This window comes from Dyella sp. NPDC103356 (genome assembly GCF_055584465.1).
In genome coordinates this window covers 24,790-39,131 of sequence record NZ_JBVJLZ010000001.1, presented here as the reverse complement: position 1 = coordinate 39,131, position 14,342 = coordinate 24,790, and the positions used below count along the sequence as shown (strand labels likewise).

Here is a 14,342-nt window from a genome sequence, read left to right as displayed (position 1 = left end):
CGACAGCGCCGTGTTTAGCGTACCGTCGCGCCCGGCTGCGCGCCCTGATCCGCATCGAGCAGGAACAGGTCGCTACCGCCGTCGCCGGCCGACAGAATCATGCCTTCGGACACGCCAAAGCGCATCTTGCGCGCAGCCAGGTTGGCGATAAATACCACGTTACGGCCGATCAGCTTCTCCGGCTCGCCGTAGGCTGCCCGGATGCCCGAAAAAATCTGGCGTGTGCCCAGCGAGCCGGCGTCGAGCTCGAAACGGAGCAGCTTGTCCGAACCGTCGACAAACTCGCAGGCCACAACCTTGCCGATGCGCAGGTCGAGCTTGGCGAAATCGTCGATGCCGATGGTGGTGGTTGCTACGGGCTCGGAGACAGTGTTGGTGCTCATGCTCTTGCTTGAATCCTTCGGTTTCTTTTTGACCGGTTCGGCCGGTGCTTCGGCGCCAAGCGATTCCTTGGATGCCTCGACCATCGCCTCGACCTGTTTCGGGTCGATGCGGCCGAGCAGCGGCTCGAACGGGTTGACGGTGTGGTTATGCAGCTCGGCGCGCGCATCGTCGAACGTGACGATCGGTGCGTCGAGGAATTGCTCGGCGGCGGCGACCGTTGCCGGCAGTATCGGTTTGAGCAGGCCGGCCAGCATGCGGAAAGCGGCCAGCGCGAACGAACACACGTGGTGCAGTTCTTCGCGACGGCTTTCGTCCTTGGCCAGCACCCAGGGCGCCTTGGCCGCGATATGGCCGTTGACGAGGTCGGCCATGGTGACAAAGCGACGCGTGACTTCGGCGAATTCGCCGCTGCGATAAAGCGCGTCGATGTCGCCGTAGTGCATCAGCAGCGTCTGCCACAGTTCGGCTTCTTCGGGGCCGAAGTCGGCGGCCAGGCGGCCGTCGAAAAACTTCTGCACGAAGCCGGCAGTGCGGCTAGCGATGTTGACCCATTTGCCGACCAGGTGCGAATTGACGCGCTCCTCGAAGGCTTTCAGATCGAGGTCGGCATCGACCGGGGTGTCGCCCAGCACGCTGGCGAAGTAGTAGCGCAGGAAATCGGCGTTGAGCCCGGACTCGAGATAAGTGCGCGCCTTGATGAAGGTGCCGCGCGACTTGGACATCTTCGCGCCGTTGACCGACAGGTAGCCGTTGACGTGCAGCGCCGTCGGCGTACGGAAACCCGCACCATGCAACATGGCCGGCCAGAACAGGCCGTGGAAATTGATGATGTCCTTGCCGAGAAAATGATGCAGCTCGGTGTCGCTGTCGGGTGACAGGAAATCGTCGAAACGCAGGCCGGTGCGATTGCACAGGTTCTTGAAACTGGCGAGATAACCGACCGGCGCGTCCAGCCACACATAGAAGAACTTGCCCGGTGCATCGGGAATCGGGAACCCGAAGTAGGGCGCGTCGCGCGAAATGTCCCAGTCTTTCAGGCCGCCGTCGAGCCACTCGCTCAGCTTGGCGGCTACGCCGCTGTTCATCACCGGCGAGCCTCCGGTGAACTTGCCGGCGAACCAGTCGCGCAGCAGCGTTTCAAACTTGCTCAGCTCGAAGAAGTAGTGCTCCGAATCGCGCAGGACCGGCGTGGCGCCCGACATGACCGAATAGGGATTGATCAGGTCGGTGGGCGCGTAGGTCGCGCCGCAGTTCTCGCAGTTGTCGCCATATTGATCGGGCGTGCCGCAATTGGGACAGGTGCCCTTGATGTAGCGGTCCGGCAGAAACATTTCTTTCTGCGGATCGTACAACTGCTGGATCATGCGGCGCGCGATGTAACCGCCATCGCGCAGACGGGTATAGATCAACGACGCCAGCTCGCCGTTCTCCGGCGAGTGCGTGGTGTAGTAGTTGTCGTAGCTGAAATGAAAATCGGCGAAATCCGCTTCGTGGCTGGTGCGGATTTCGGCGATAAAATCCTCGGCTGTTTTCCCGGCCTTTTCGGCGGCCAGCATGATCGGCGTGCCGTGTGCATCGTCCGCGGCGACAAAGATCACCTCGTTACCCATCATTCGCTGTGCGCGGACCCAGATATCGGTCTGGATATAGCCAAGCATGTGGCCCAGATGCAGCGGGCCGTTGGCATAGGGCAGGGCATGGGTGACGAGGAGTCGGCGGGACATATCGAGTCGCTGTGTGGCTAGTTTTTTATTATGGCATGTGGCGCTGCGGCATTTCCCGGCGTCCGTCGCATCGGCGCCGCCATGCCCACAGTGCCACGGCCAGAATGGCGGTTGGCAGCACCACCCAGAACAACTCCGAGCCGATCACGGCCAGGCCGCGCGCGCTGAAAAAACCGGCGCCGATAGGCGAGACTTCGATCGGCCGCCAGGGAAAGAAAAAGCGCTTGTCTTCGAACGGCCAAGCCAGTGCGACACCCAACCCGCCATCGGTCAAGGCGTCGAGCAAGGGGTGCGAAAGCGTCGCCAGGCCGACAAAGCCAAAGGCACGCCAGGGCGATGTGCGCAGCCATCGCGATGAAGCGGCGGCGACAAGCGCCATGGCCAGGGCGAAGACCGTCGAGTGCGTGGCACCGCGATGACCAAAGTCACTGCTGTAGGCGATGCCGAGCCCGAAGCCCACGGTGTCGGCATCGGGCAGCATCGCCGCGATGGCGCCGGCGCCCAGGAGGCGTCGGCTGATCCGACGCGGGCCGGCTGCCGCGCCCAGCAAGAGAGGTACGGCGGCGTGGGTAAAGATGGTCGGCATGTGTACGTTCCTTCGTCGTGAGGTAACGAGCATGCTCATGGCGGGCAAATCGGCAAAGTGTTTGCACGTTTGTGCATGTTTGTGTACATTTACACCTATTCGAGCTGAGGAATACGGAGTCAGCGTGCGAGCCCCCATCGAAGTGGCCCTGGCCGGCCGCGTCCCCCTCAGTGCCGCTCGTCGTGCGACGAGGCTGATCTTTCTGCTTTCCGGTATCGCCATGTCGAGCTGGGCGCCGATGGTTCCGTATGCCAAATCGCGTCTGGGGCTGGACGATGCGCAACTGGGATTGATCCTGCTCGCTTTCGGTGGCGGCTCGATGATCTCGATGCCTTTCATGGGGTGGCTGACCCATCGGCTCGGCAATCGCAAGGTCATCATTGCGTCGGGTCTGGCGCTTTGCGTCGTGCTGCCCGTCCTTGCCTGGGCACCGAGCGCCATGGCGCTGACGGCCGGGCTGCTCTACTTCGGCGTGACGCTCGGCGCGGTGAATGTGGCGATGAATGCGCATGCGGTCGAAGTCGAGCGCCATGACGGCCGCGTTCTCATGTCGGGCTTCCACGGCCTGTTCAGTCTGGGTGGTTTGACGGGTGCTGCCGTGGTCAGTGGCTTGCTCGCGCTCGGTGTGTCCCTGCTGGCGTGCGGTTTCATCATGTCCGCCTTGCTTGCGGCGATCGTATGGACCCAGCGCAACAGTCTGCTCGACGAAGTGCACGAAGAAGGTACGCGTCCGCCGCTGCGCATGCCCGGCGTCATGGCTTTGCTGCTCGGCCTGCTGTGTTTTGCCAGCTTTATGGCGGAAGGTTCGATGCTCGACTGGAGCGCTGTGTTCCTGCGAGATTTCCGCGGCGTCAGCGCCACCGCGGCCGGCATCGGCTATGCGTGCTTTTCGATTGCGATGGCCTCGGGCCGTCTCACTGGCGATCGCATGATCCAGACACTGGGTCCGGTATGGGCGGTACGTGCGGGGGCGGGGCTGGCGGCGCTCGGGTTCACGCTGGTTGCGGCGCTGCCCTGGCCCGCAGTCTCGATGCTGGGCTTTGTATTGATCGGACTGGGGGCGTCCAACATCGTGCCGGTGATGTTCAGTGCCGCAGGGCGCTTACCCGGAACGCCGCCGGCGATCTCCATCGCGGCCGTGACCGTGCTCGGCTATGCCGGCCTGCTTACCGGCCCTGCGTTGATCGGTTTTATCTCTCATGCGAGCAACCTGGCCTGGGCGATGGCATGCCTCGCCGGCGTGCTGGTGGTTGTCGCAGCTTCCGCGAGGATTGTGCGTCGATGAATGCATCTGCTGTTGATACCGTAGTGTTCGATCTGGGCGGCGTGCTGATCGATTGGAATCCGCGCCATCTCTATCGTCAGTTGTTCGACGACGAGGCGGAGATGGAACATTTTCTGACTCACGTCTGCAGCGGTCCTTGGAACGAGCAGCAGGATGCGGGACGCCCCTGGCATGAGGCCGTGGCGACATTGAGCCGCGAGCATCCGCAGCACGCGTCATTGATCGAAGCCTATTGGCATCGCTGGGAAGAAACGCTGGGCGATGCGCTTCACGACACGGTCGCATTGCTGGCCGCCTTGAAACACCGTGGTGTTCGCTTGTATGCGTTGACCAACTGGTCGGGCGAAACCTTCCATGTGGCTCGACGACGTTTCGATTTTCTCAAGTGGTTCGAAGGGATTGTGGTATCGGGCGACGAACGCCTGATCAAGCCGGACCCGGCGATTTTTCAGCGTTTGCTTGAGCGGTACGCGATCGATCCGACACGTGCGCTATATATCGACGATGCCAAGCGCAATGTCGACGCTGCGGAAAACGTGGGCATGCGCGCGTTCTGGTTTCGCGACGCAGCCGCCTTGCGCGAGCATCTGATAGGCCTGCATTTGATCGACCGCGACGAGGTGTCGCATGGCTAAGTCACGCACTGCCGATGGCATGGTTGCCGGCGGGGAAGCGCTGCCGCAGGAGCGCCAACAGTGGATCATGCAGCGCCTGCGCAGCCATGGCCGTGTCGTTGCCGCCGAACTCGCCGCGGAGTTCGAGGTATCGGAAGATTCGATTCGCCGCGATCTGCGTGAACTGGCTGCGCAGGGCTTGTGCAAGCGCGTCTACGGTGGTGCCTTGCCTCTGCCGGCAGGCGGTACGACGCTGAAGCAGCGTCGCAACGAAGATACCGGGCGCAAGCAGGCGTTGGCACGCAAGGCGGTGACGCTGGTACGCCGGGGGCAGATTTTGTTGATCGATGCCGGCAGTACCAATACCGCGATCGCGGCCGCATTGCCGGAGCGTTTCGGTCTGACGGTGGTTACCAACGCGCCGGACATCGCGCAGGTGCTGATGGAACGCGAGGGCTTTGAAATTCTTCTGATCGGTGGCCGTGTCGATCCACACACGGGCGCGACCATGGGCGCGCAAGTGGTGCTGGAAATTCAGCGCGTACGTGCGGATCTGTGTTTCCCCGGCGCCTGCGCGATCGATCCGGAAAGTGGCCTGTGGGCCTTCGATAGCGAAGAGGTGCAGCTCAAGCGCGCGATGATCGAATCCAGCGGAGAAACCGTGGTCGTGGTCACCGACGGCAAACTTGGCACGGTGGCGACGCATCGCGCCGCCGGCGTGAACGATGTGCAGCATCTGGTGGTGGAGCACGATGCCGACGACACGATGGTCGCGGCATTCGCGACGCACGGCGTAACCGTGCATCGCGCGGACGCTTAAATAAAAGCGGCAGTTATTCCTGCCGCTCCCAGATCTGGCTGCGCCCGATCAGCGAGAAACCGATGTAGCCGTGCACGTCGAGCTTGCTGCCGCCATCGGTGGTCTGCAGCTTCACCTTGTAGACCTTGCCGTTCTTCGGGTCGAGGATCTTGCCGCCGTCCCACACGTCGCCATCCTGTTTGACGCCCCACAGGATCACCATGCCTTCGACGGGTTTGTCCTTGCGGTCGCCGTCGCACTCCTTGCAGACCGGATGCGGACCCTCGTCGGACTGCAGCACTTGCAGCACCTTGCCCTGCAACTCGCCATTGACCTCCGAGATCTGCACGATCGACTTGGGCTGATGGGTCTTGTCGTCGATGGTCTTCCAGGTGCCCACGGGGGTGTTGTTGGCGGCGTAGCTGGCACCGGCGGCGAGCAGCAGTCCGGCGGCAATGGCAAAGCGAAGCGGTGCTTTCATGAATGTCCTTTTGAGTCCCGTACCAAGGCGTACGGTCCGAGCCTGCCCAGGGCCGCCGGGAGGGTCAAGCTGCAATGCGCCATGCGCGGCACTGGCATAATGGGTGACCCACCTTTTGATATCGCGACTCATGACTCAGGCCAGTGAAGCCCTGGTCCGCCGCCTGCTTGGCGAGCTGATCGATCCCCATACCGGTAGCCCCGTCGGCGAGGATGTCCGCGCGGTCGGTATCGATGGCGGCCGTGTGTCGGTGGACATCCAGCTCGGTTATCCCGCCATCGGCTCGGCCAAGGCATTGACCGAGCTCGTCAAAACGCATCTGGAGGCCGACCCGGGCATCGAGTCGGCGGCCATTTCGATCGGCAGCCGGATTTACTCGCACAAGGTGCAGGGCACGCTGGCGCCGCTGCCGAACGTGAAGAACATCATCGTGGTCGCCTCGGGCAAGGGCGGTGTGGGCAAGTCCACCGTCTCGGCCAACCTGGCGCTGGCGCTGGTGGCCGAAGGCGCCAAGGTCGGCATCCTCGACGCGGATATCTACGGCCCCAGCCAGCCGCGCATGCTGGGCATCAGCGGCAAGCCCGAATCGCCCGATGGCAAGACGATCATTCCTATGAGCGCGCATGGGGTGCAGGCGATGTCGGTCGGTTTCCTGGTCGACGAGGAAACGCCGATGATCTGGCGCGGCCCGATGGTCACCCAGGCGATGATGCAGTTGCTGAACGACTCGCGCTGGGAGCAGCTCGACTATCTGATCGTCGACTTGCCGCCGGGTACGGGCGACATCCAGCTGACGCTGTCGCAGAAGGTGCCGGTCGCCGGTGCGGTCATTGTCACCACGCCGCAGGACATCGCCCTGCTGGACGCGCGCAAGGCGCTGAAGATGTTCGAAAAGGTCGAGGTGCCGGTATTGGGCGTGGTGGAGAACATGGCCACGCACATCTGCACGAATTGCGGCCATGAGGAACATATTTTCGGTACCGGCGGCGGTGAGCGCATGGCTGAGCAGTACGCGGTGGCCTATCTCGGATCGTTGCCGCTGGACATCCGGATCCGCGAGCAGGCCGACGGCGGCACGCCGACCGTGGCGGCGATTCCCGATTCGGACCTGGCGGCGCGCTATCGCGAGATTGCCCGCAATGCCGCAGGCCGTCTGTCGCGTCAGCCGCGCAACAAATCCCTGGGACTGGGCAAGATCGTGGTGCAGGGCGCGCCGTCGCCGTGACGGGTGGCAGACCGTACCGGGTGCTCTGTCTTTGCGGCAGCCTGCGTGGAGTATCGTCCAACCGTGCGCTGCTGGAGGCAGCTCGCCAGTTGGCGCCGGTCGACATGCTGCTTGACCTGTACGACGGCCTGGCGCAGTTGCCGTTGTTCAACCCGGATGCCGAGATCGAGCCGCTGCCGCCGCCCGTACAGGCGTTGCGGACAGCGGTTGGCACCAGCGATGCCTTGCTGATCGCCTGCCCGGAGTATGCCCACGGCATCCCCGGCGCGTTCAAGAACCTGCTGGACTGGCTGGTCGGGAGTCTCGAATTTCCCGATAAGCCGGTGTTGCAGGTCAATGCCTCCGGTCGCGACTCCCATCACGCACAGGCCGCCTTGCGCGAAGTGCTGGTGACCATGTCGGCACGGATGTTGACCGACGAGCCGCTGGGAGTGCCCTTGCCGGGGGCGGGTTGCGAGGTTGATTTCATCCTGGATGAGCCCGTCCGGCGGGGCGCCGTCCAGGCGATGCTTGCGGTTCTTTCGACCCGGTTGGCCGCCGTAGCTGGCGGATGATCGGCTGTTTCCGCTATTTTTGTTCCTTTGCGCCGGCTTCTCGCGGCGTCATGCCCATTGATGGAGTGCGTGTGAGCATCAAATCCGACAAGTGGATCCGGCGTATGGCCGAGCAGCAGGGCATGATCGAGCCGTTCGAGCCCGGCCAGGTCAAGGTTCGCGACAATCAGCGCCTGGTGTCCTACGGCACGTCGAGCTACGGCTACGACGTACGTTGCGCGCGCGAGTTCAAGATCTTCACCAATATCAATTCCACGATCGTGGATCCGAAGTCGTTCGATCCGACCAGCTTTGTCGATATCGAGGCAGACGTCTGCATTATCCCGCCCAACTCGTTTGCCCTGGCTCGCACGGTGGAATATTTCCGCATTCCGCGCAAAGTGCTGACGATCTGCCTGGGCAAGAGCACGTATGCGCGTTGCGGCATCATCGTCAACGTGACGCCGCTCGAGCCCGAATGGGAAGGGCACGTCACGCTGGAGTTCTCCAACACCACGCCGTTGCCCGCAAAAATTTACGCCAACGAGGGCGTCGCGCAGATGCTGTTTCTGGAGTCGGACGAAGAGTGCGAAACCAGCTACAAGGATCGCGGCGGAAAATATCAGGGGCAGCAGGGCGTTACGCTACCGCGCACCTGAGCTGAACGCGGCCCGTCCGACCCAACGGCGCCGCCGCGCAGCGGCGCTACACTTCTCACGTTCGTTCCAACGCTTACCGCATTGAATGCAGGAGATCCGCATGACTCGTTTTTCCACGCTGCTGACCCGCGCCGCCGGTGCGATCCTGCTGGCCAGCATGCTGGTCCTGGCCGGTTGCCATCGCGGCGACACCAAGGTTTCCACCGATCAGATGAAGGGTCAGTTCGACATGACCATCCAGGCCTACAAGAGCGGCCAGTTCCTGGTCGATGGTGCCGCGCTGTCCGCGCTCGATACCGGTAGCCACTTCGCTTACCTCAAAGACCAGGGCCGCTTGCCCAAGACCGTGCTGCTGACCCGCAGCGACGACTCGAAGATCCGCAAGCAGCATCTGGAATTCATGGCCCGCATGCAGCTCGACTACGGCTTCACGGTGTACTACGACGACAAGGGCACCTTGAAGCGTATGAATGCCGTGGAGACCAAGGCCCGCGATCTCGAGGACTACCATGCACCGGTGCAGTCCAACGATGAAATGAAGGGCAAGGAAGCGAGCAGCCCGGCGACGGGACGTGGTTACTGATTGACCACTCAGGTTGCCTGATGGAAAAAAGCCCGCGGAGTGATTCGCGGGCTTTTTCTTTTCCAGGTGGCGGTCGCGACGGAGGTCGCAAACCGCCTTCAACGCACTCCGTGCGCCAATCGCACGCGCAGGCGCTCGATTCGTTCGCTCAGCGCATCGGCAGCATAAGGCTCGGCCTTGCCGCTACCCCACACCGGTCCAGGCCACGCGGCATCGCCTTCGCGGCGCGCAACGACATGTACATGCAGCTGACGCACGATGTTGCCGAGCGCGCCGATATTGAGTTTGTCGCAAGGCGCGACCGCCTGTAGCGCCTGCGATGCGACATGCACTTCGCGCCATAGCATGGCCTGTGCATCCAGCGACAGGTCGGCGATCTCGCTGAGCTGCGCACGCCGCGGTACCAGCACCAGCCAGGCGAAACGCGCGTCGTTCATCAGCAACACATCGCAAAGGCTCAGCGACTGCACGTGTTGCGTGTCGTTTTTCAATCGGGAGTCCAGCTCGAAAGCATGCATGCTCATGCGGCGAGATGCTTGTCGAAGAAAGCCATCGTGCGTTGCAGTGCCAGCTTGGCGCTGGCTTCGTCGTAGTGGTCACCGACATCGCGATTGAAAGCATGGTCGGCGGGGTAGGTGAACAACGCCATCTGCGGTTGCATCTGGCGATGCTTTTCCACCATCTCCGGCGGAATGCTCTGGTCCTTCTCGCCGAAGTGGAACATCACCGGCGCTTTGGCTGTTTCTCCCAGGAACGGCACATTGCGCGCGCCGTAATAGCTCACCGACGGCAACCCCAAACGTAGCGCGGCAAGGAAAGCCACCGTGCCGCCCCAGCAATAACCGACCGTACCGATCTTGCCTGCCGACGCGATCGCCTCGGCTGCGCTGGCGACATCTTCCAATGCGCGCTCGAGGCCGAGTTCGGCCACCAGTTTCTTGCCTTCGGCCATGCCGACCTGGTCGTAGCCCAGCTCCAACCCGGTTTCGAGGTGGTCGAAGAACGCCGGCGCGATGGCGGTATACCCCAGCGCCGCAAAATGGTCGGCCACGCTGCGGATATGTGCGTTCACGCCAAAGATTTCCTGGATCACCACCAGGCCGCCCCTGGGCTTGCCGGCCGGTTCGGCCAGATAGGCGCCGATGCATTGGGTACGGGTGGTATTGAGGCTGATCTGCTTGCCCATGCGCTGTTCTCCGGGAAGGCTGAGACGGCAAATTCTAGTGGCACAGGGGTGAAGTAGGGATGGATGCACGCGATCCCGTATAATCGCCTGTTCTCCAACGCCTACCCAGCCAGCGGCCATGTCCCAGCCATCGCAGAAAATCGGTTTCGTCAGCCTCGGCTGCCCCAAGGCCTTGGTCGATTCCGAGCGCATCCTCACCCAGCTGAAGGTCGAGGGCTATGAGATCGTGCCCAGTTATGGCGCAGCCGATGCGGTGGTGGTCAACACCTGCGGCTTTATCGATGCGGCGGTGCAGGAGTCGCTCGATGCGATCGGCGAAGCGCTGCATGAAAACGGCAAGGTGATCGTCACCGGTTGCCTGGGCAAGCGTTCGGAGCTGATTCGCGAAGCCTATCCAGACGTGCTGGCGATCACCGGTCCGCAGGACTACGCCAGCGTGATGAGCGCGGTGCATTCGGCGTTGCCGCCCAAGCGCAATCCGCTGCTCGATATCATTCCGGACACGGGCGTCAAGCTGACGCCGAAACACTATGCGTATCTGAAGATTTCCGAAGGCTGCAATCATCGCTGCAGTTTCTGCATCATCCCCTCGATGCGCGGCGACCTGGTGTCGCGGCCGGTCGACGAAGTGCTGCTCGAAGCCGAACGCCTGGTCAAGGGCGGCGTCAAGGAACTGCTGGTGATTTCGCAGGACACCAGCGCCTATGGCGTGGACGTCAAGTATGCCGAGCGCACGTGGCGCGAAAAGCATTACCGCACCCGCATGACCGAGTTGTGCGAAGGCTTGTCGGAGCTGGGTGTGTGGACGCGTCTGCACTACGTCTACCCGTATCCGCACGTCGACGAGGTGATGCCGTTGATGGCCGAGGGCAAGATTCTTCCGTATCTGGATATCCCGTTCCAGCACGCCAGCCCGCGCATCCTCAAGCTGATGAAGCGCCCGGGCAATATCGACAAGACGCTGGAACGCATTCGCAATTGGCGCAAGGCGGTGCCGGATCTGACGATTCGCAGCACCTTTATCGTCGGTTTCCCTGGCGAGACGGATGCCGAGTTCGAAGAGCTGCTCGACTTTCTGCGTGAAGCGGAGCTCGACCGCGTTGGTGCATTTGCCTACTCGCCGGTCGACGGCGCCAAGGCCAACGAGTTGCCGAACCCGGTGTCCGAAGAATTGAAAGAAGATCGCCTGGAGCAGTTCATGGCGGTGCAAGCGGAAATTTCCGCCGCCAAGCTGCAGCGGAAAATCGGCCGCACCATCAAGGTGCTGATCGACGAGGCTGGGGCGAACGGCGCGATTGCTCGCTCGGCCGCCGATGCCCCGGAAATCGACGGTGTCGTGCATATCGCCGACGGCCAGTCGCTGAAGGCCGGTCAGTTTGTCGATGTGGTCGTGCATGATGCCGACGACCACGATCTGCACGCGCGTCTCGCCGGCTGAGTACCCGCGCGTCATGCGCTATCGTGCACCCGCGCGCGATGCAGTCGAAACGGCGGTATTCGCGCAACCGCCGTTGTCGTTCTGGCAGACCTATCTCCCTTGGCTGAAAGACGCTGCGTGGCCATCGGTCGAACAGCTCAATACCGCGTGGCCCGAAGCGGCGCCGGAACGTTTCGCCGCGCAGACACGCGAACTGCTTGACGATGGTCTGCATTACGAGCGGCGTATTGCCGAGCGCGGCCTGATAGCCACGCGCGAGGCTAACTGGCACGATCTCTTCAATGCGCTTATCTGGCTGCGTTATCCGGCGATCAAGCGCGCACTCAATGCGCAACAGGTGACCGAGATCGCCGTGATGGGTGCCAAGCAGCGCTCTCGACCCCAGTGCGCGTTGACGCATTTCGATGAAGCGGGCGTTGTTGTGATGATTCGCGATCCCGCCTTGCTGGCCGACTGGGATGCGCACGACTGGCATGGCCTGTTCTGGCGACAGCGCGATGCATGGAAGGATGGCCGGATCGAGGCCATCGTGTTCGGGCACGCGTTGCTGGAGCACGCGCTTACGCCAGACAAGCTGTTGGTGGGGAAAGCCCTGGTGTTCACCGCTGCATCAGGTCACACGCTGAAGGACGTGGTGGCCGCCTGCGCTGAAGGCATCGCGGCAGGAGAACTGTTGCGTGACCCTCTGGAATTGCGCCCGTTGCCGCTTTCCGGCATCCCCGGCTGGCACTCCGATAACGCAGATGAGGCGTTCCATCGCACGGCTGACTGTTATCAGCCCAAGCGGGAAGGGCGGCACTATCCCCGGCCCGTGCGCGTAAACCTGTCCTAGGACATTGCCACGCCCCGTTCGATAGGGCTATATAGCGGTTACCGAGGCGGGGGCCGTCGGGGGAAACGGGGATTCATGAGCAAGGCGATGTCGTGGCTGCGTCGATCGCGCGTGCTTGTCGGCGCGTATGGTGTGATTTATGCCTGCGTTCTTGCGCTCATGCCATGCCCTGGATTTGCTTTCGATGCGCAGCGCTCGCAAGCCGACCAGGTTGTTCACTTCGGCATTTTGCCGATTGGCAGCGCCGCCGAGTCGCGCAAGCAGTGGCAGCCGCTCCTGGATGACCTAGCGACGCAGCTGGGGCATCCCGTCAGTGCCATTTCAGTCAGCAGCTATGCCGGGCTTTCTTCGGCGATAGGCGATCAGCGCGTCGATATCGCGTTCCTTTCCGGCCGTCTGGCGATCGAGGCCGTGCTCAAGCAACGCATGGGTGTGGTGGCGCAATTCGTGCGTACCGACGGAGCCCGGGGCAATGTTGGCATGCTGGTCGTGCGCAGCGATGGGCCTATACGAAGTGTGGCCGATCTGCTTGCATCACCCGCACGCTGGCGTTACGCACGCGGCGAACCGTTGTCGGTCACCGGTTATGTCGCGCCCGAGGCGGAGGTCTTCGCGCCGCGTGGACTCAACTCCGATACGTTTTTTGCGAGCGTGCATATCGGCAACCATCAAAACAATATGCTCGCCGTGGTCAACAAGGAAGTGGACATCGCAACCACCAACAATCCCGATCTCGATCTATTCGCGCGCAACTTTCCGCGCGAAGCCTCGCAGCTGAAAGTCATCTGGCGATCCACCTCCATTCCTTGCGGCGTGCTGGTCATTCGCGAGGGCCTGCCCGAACCCTTGCGTTCGCAGCTGATTACTTTCATGCGCGAGTACGGCAAAGGCAGCGACGCCGCCGCGGCAAGCGAGCGAGCCAAACTTGCCCTGGTTCCGGACCTGGCCGGGTTCGACGCGGCAGACAGCCGCGTGCTCAAACCCTTCGTCGACATGGAATACACCTTGTTGCGCCTGCAGGCGAAGAACGGACGCTGGGTCAGCGAGCAGGCACGCGATACGCGCCTGCACCAGATAGAAAGCCAGTATCAGCAGACGCTCGCCGCCTTGCAGCCGTGAACCCTCAGGATGCCTGCTGGGTACTGCGGGCATAGGGCCGCGGAAGGATCGGACATCCCCGTTCTTCGGCAACCGCCTGGGTCAGCTCCGCGCCGAGCAGCAGAATCAGCGCGGAGTAGTACACCCAGACCAGCAGCACTACAACACTGCCTGCGGGGCCATACGGGCCGCCGACATTCGAGTGGGCCAGGTAAACCCCGATACCGAACTTGCCAATGGCGAACAGTACGGCCGTGAGGGCGGCACCCAATAGCGCGTCGCGCCACGCAATGATCGCATCCGGTAACACTTTGAAGATCGCGGCGAAAACAAAAGTGAAAATCAGCAGCGAAATGAGCAGGTCCACGCCTTGCCACGCGACAGTGCCGCTATGCACGAAGGCTGCGATCATGGCGCTGGCGCTGAAGGAAATCACCAACAGAAACGCCAGCGAAAGCAGCAGGCCGACCGCGTGCAGACGGGAGCGCAGATACCCCATCACGGCCTTGCCCGGATGGGGGCGCAGGTTCCATACGTGATTGATGGCGCCTTGCAACTGCGCGAACACCGCCGAGGCGCCGATCAGTGTGACGGCCAGTCCGACCAGTCCCGCCCAACTGCCCACGCCCGGCTTTTGCTTGGCGTTTTCGATCACCAGGCTGACCGCATCGGCGGCGCGTGGGCCCACCATGCCGGTCATGTTGTTGATGAGCGAGGTCTGCCATTCGGGCCGTAGCGAGGCGAGTATCCATAGCAGCAGCACCAGCAAGGGCGCGAAAGAAAGTGCGGAATAAAACGCCAGCGCGGCGGCTCGCGTCATCAGTTCGTCGTCACTGAACCCCGAGGCGGTACGGCGAACCACTTTCAGGCCCATCGACCAGGCGGCATGCATGGCAGGCTCCCAGGAACGTTCAA

General features: G+C 62.5%; 16 protein-coding genes. 10 read left to right on the top strand and 6 right to left on the bottom strand.

Features of this window, described 5'->3' with window-relative positions:
• Positions 1-14 precede the first annotated feature (14 nt).
• Positions 15-2,108, bottom strand: coding sequence for a methionine--tRNA ligase (gene metG, locus ACZ6WW_RS00200; RefSeq protein WP_465272474.1), 2,094 nt, complete (start codon positions 2,106-2,108; stop codon positions 15-17).
• 28 nt (positions 2,109-2,136) lie between these two features.
• Positions 2,137-2,694 carry a metal-dependent hydrolase gene (locus ACZ6WW_RS00195; protein WP_465272473.1) on the bottom strand — a complete coding sequence of 186 codons (558 nt, stop codon included), beginning with the start codon at positions 2,692-2,694 and terminating at the stop codon, positions 2,137-2,139.
• Positions 2,695-2,818: 124 nt separating this feature from the next.
• On the opposite strand from ACZ6WW_RS00195, the gene ACZ6WW_RS00190 reads away from it, so the two are divergent.
• The 3 genes from ACZ6WW_RS00190 to ACZ6WW_RS00180 are packed head-to-tail and all read left to right on the top strand — an operon-like array spanning position 2,819 to position 5,413.
• Positions 2,819-3,979: an MFS transporter gene (locus tag ACZ6WW_RS00190; RefSeq protein ID WP_465272472.1), complete on the top strand. Its 1,161-nt coding sequence runs from the start codon at positions 2,819-2,821 to the stop codon at positions 3,977-3,979.
• Positions 3,976-4,614, top strand: a complete 639-nt coding sequence (locus ACZ6WW_RS00185) for an HAD family hydrolase (protein WP_465272471.1) — start codon at positions 3,976-3,978, stop codon at positions 4,612-4,614. Before ACZ6WW_RS00190 ends, ACZ6WW_RS00185 begins: the two co-directional genes overlap by 4 nt.
• On the top strand, positions 4,607-5,413 hold the full coding sequence (locus tag ACZ6WW_RS00180) for a DeoR/GlpR family DNA-binding transcription regulator (RefSeq protein WP_465272470.1): 807 nt from the start codon (positions 4,607-4,609) through the stop codon (positions 5,411-5,413). The genes ACZ6WW_RS00185 and ACZ6WW_RS00180 overlap by 8 nt, the downstream gene beginning before the upstream one ends.
• 13 nt (positions 5,414-5,426) lie before the next feature.
• Here the strand turns inward: ACZ6WW_RS00180 and ACZ6WW_RS00175 are convergent, their stop codons facing one another.
• Complete coding sequence (locus ACZ6WW_RS00175; protein ID WP_281852649.1) at positions 5,427-5,873, bottom strand: DUF2147 domain-containing protein; 447 nt, start codon at positions 5,871-5,873, stop codon at positions 5,427-5,429.
• A gap of 130 nt (positions 5,874-6,003) precedes the next feature.
• Between ACZ6WW_RS00175 and apbC the strand changes: the two genes are divergently transcribed.
• The 4 genes from apbC (at position 6,004) to ACZ6WW_RS00155 (ending at position 8,873) form a co-directional block, all read left to right on the top strand.
• Positions 6,004-7,098: an iron-sulfur cluster carrier protein ApbC gene (gene apbC, locus ACZ6WW_RS00170; RefSeq protein WP_281852650.1), complete on the top strand. Its 1,095-nt coding sequence runs from the start codon at positions 6,004-6,006 to the stop codon at positions 7,096-7,098.
• Positions 7,095-7,652: an NADPH-dependent FMN reductase gene (locus tag ACZ6WW_RS00165; RefSeq protein WP_281852651.1), complete on the top strand. Its 558-nt coding sequence runs from the start codon at positions 7,095-7,097 to the stop codon at positions 7,650-7,652. Before apbC ends, ACZ6WW_RS00165 begins: the two co-directional genes overlap by 4 nt.
• A 71-nt stretch (positions 7,653-7,723) precedes the next feature.
• On the top strand, positions 7,724-8,290 hold the full coding sequence (gene dcd / locus ACZ6WW_RS00160; RefSeq protein WP_281852653.1) for a dCTP deaminase: 567 nt from the start codon (positions 7,724-7,726) through the stop codon (positions 8,288-8,290).
• A 100-nt stretch (positions 8,291-8,390) separates the two neighbouring features.
• On the top strand, positions 8,391-8,873 hold the full coding sequence (locus ACZ6WW_RS00155; protein ID WP_281852654.1) for a hypothetical protein: 483 nt from the start codon (positions 8,391-8,393) through the stop codon (positions 8,871-8,873).
• A 98-nt stretch (positions 8,874-8,971) separates the two neighbouring features.
• On the opposite strand, the gene ACZ6WW_RS00150 is transcribed toward ACZ6WW_RS00155, so the two are convergent.
• Complete coding sequence (locus tag ACZ6WW_RS00150) at positions 8,972-9,397, bottom strand: HIT domain-containing protein (protein WP_465272469.1); 426 nt, start codon at positions 9,395-9,397, stop codon at positions 8,972-8,974.
• Positions 9,394-10,059 (bottom strand): dienelactone hydrolase family protein, encoded by a 666-nt coding sequence (locus ACZ6WW_RS00145; protein ID WP_465272468.1) that lies wholly within the window; start codon positions 10,057-10,059, stop codon positions 9,394-9,396. Before ACZ6WW_RS00145 ends, ACZ6WW_RS00150 begins: the two co-directional genes overlap by 4 nt.
• 118 nt (positions 10,060-10,177) lie before the next feature.
• On the opposite strand from ACZ6WW_RS00145, the gene rimO reads away from it, so the two are divergent.
• The 3 genes from rimO to phnD all read left to right on the top strand — a co-directional run bounded on the left by rimO (position 10,178) and on the right by phnD (position 13,448).
• Positions 10,178-11,497 carry a 30S ribosomal protein S12 methylthiotransferase RimO gene (gene rimO / locus ACZ6WW_RS00140; protein ID WP_465272467.1) on the top strand — a complete coding sequence of 440 codons (1,320 nt, stop codon included), beginning with the start codon at positions 10,178-10,180 and terminating at the stop codon, positions 11,495-11,497.
• A 13-nt stretch (positions 11,498-11,510) separates the two neighbouring features.
• Positions 11,511-12,329, top strand: a complete 819-nt coding sequence (locus ACZ6WW_RS00135; protein ID WP_465272990.1) for a DUF3025 domain-containing protein — start codon at positions 11,511-11,513, stop codon at positions 12,327-12,329.
• A 75-nt stretch (positions 12,330-12,404) separates the two neighbouring features.
• Complete coding sequence (gene phnD / locus ACZ6WW_RS00130) at positions 12,405-13,448, top strand: phosphate/phosphite/phosphonate ABC transporter substrate-binding protein (RefSeq protein WP_465272466.1); 1,044 nt, start codon at positions 12,405-12,407, stop codon at positions 13,446-13,448.
• A gap of 4 nt (positions 13,449-13,452) precedes the next feature.
• Here phnD and ACZ6WW_RS00125 read toward each other — a convergent pair whose 3' ends face one another.
• Complete coding sequence (locus ACZ6WW_RS00125) at positions 13,453-14,319, bottom strand: YihY/virulence factor BrkB family protein (RefSeq protein ID WP_465272465.1); 867 nt, start codon at positions 14,317-14,319, stop codon at positions 13,453-13,455.
• Positions 14,320-14,342 lie beyond the last annotated feature (23 nt).

Bases quoted from the DNA above. Each gene is read 5' to 3' on its own strand.
- phnD (WP_465272466.1), top strand. From the start codon at position 12,405: ATGAGCAAGGCGATGTCGTGGCTGCGTCGATCGCGCGTGCTTGTCGGC.
- ACZ6WW_RS00135 (WP_465272990.1), top strand. From the start codon at position 11,511: ATGCGCTATCGTGCACCCGCGCGCGATGCAGTCGAAACGGCGGTATTC.
- ACZ6WW_RS00155 (WP_281852654.1), top strand. From the start codon at position 8,391: ATGACTCGTTTTTCCACGCTGCTGACCCGCGCCGCCGGTGCGATCCTG.
- ACZ6WW_RS00180 (WP_465272470.1), top strand. From the start codon at position 4,607: ATGGCTAAGTCACGCACTGCCGATGGCATGGTTGCCGGCGGGGAAGCG.
- ACZ6WW_RS00145 (WP_465272468.1), bottom strand. From the start codon at position 10,059: ATGGGCAAGCAGATCAGCCTCAATACCACCCGTACCCAATGCATCGGC.
- ACZ6WW_RS00185 (WP_465272471.1), top strand. From the start codon at position 3,976: ATGAATGCATCTGCTGTTGATACCGTAGTGTTCGATCTGGGCGGCGTG.
- ACZ6WW_RS00195 (WP_465272473.1), bottom strand. From the start codon at position 2,694: ATGCCGACCATCTTTACCCACGCCGCCGTACCTCTCTTGCTGGGCGCG.
- rimO (WP_465272467.1), top strand. From the start codon at position 10,178: ATGTCCCAGCCATCGCAGAAAATCGGTTTCGTCAGCCTCGGCTGCCCC.
- apbC (WP_281852650.1), top strand. From the start codon at position 6,004: ATGACTCAGGCCAGTGAAGCCCTGGTCCGCCGCCTGCTTGGCGAGCTG.
- ACZ6WW_RS00125 (WP_465272465.1), bottom strand. From the start codon at position 14,319: ATGCATGCCGCCTGGTCGATGGGCCTGAAAGTGGTTCGCCGTACCGCC.
- metG (WP_465272474.1), bottom strand. From the start codon at position 2,108: ATGTCCCGCCGACTCCTCGTCACCCATGCCCTGCCCTATGCCAACGGC.
- ACZ6WW_RS00150 (WP_465272469.1), bottom strand. From the start codon at position 9,397: ATGAGCATGCATGCTTTCGAGCTGGACTCCCGATTGAAAAACGACACG.
- ACZ6WW_RS00175 (WP_281852649.1), bottom strand. From the start codon at position 5,873: ATGAAAGCACCGCTTCGCTTTGCCATTGCCGCCGGACTGCTGCTCGCC.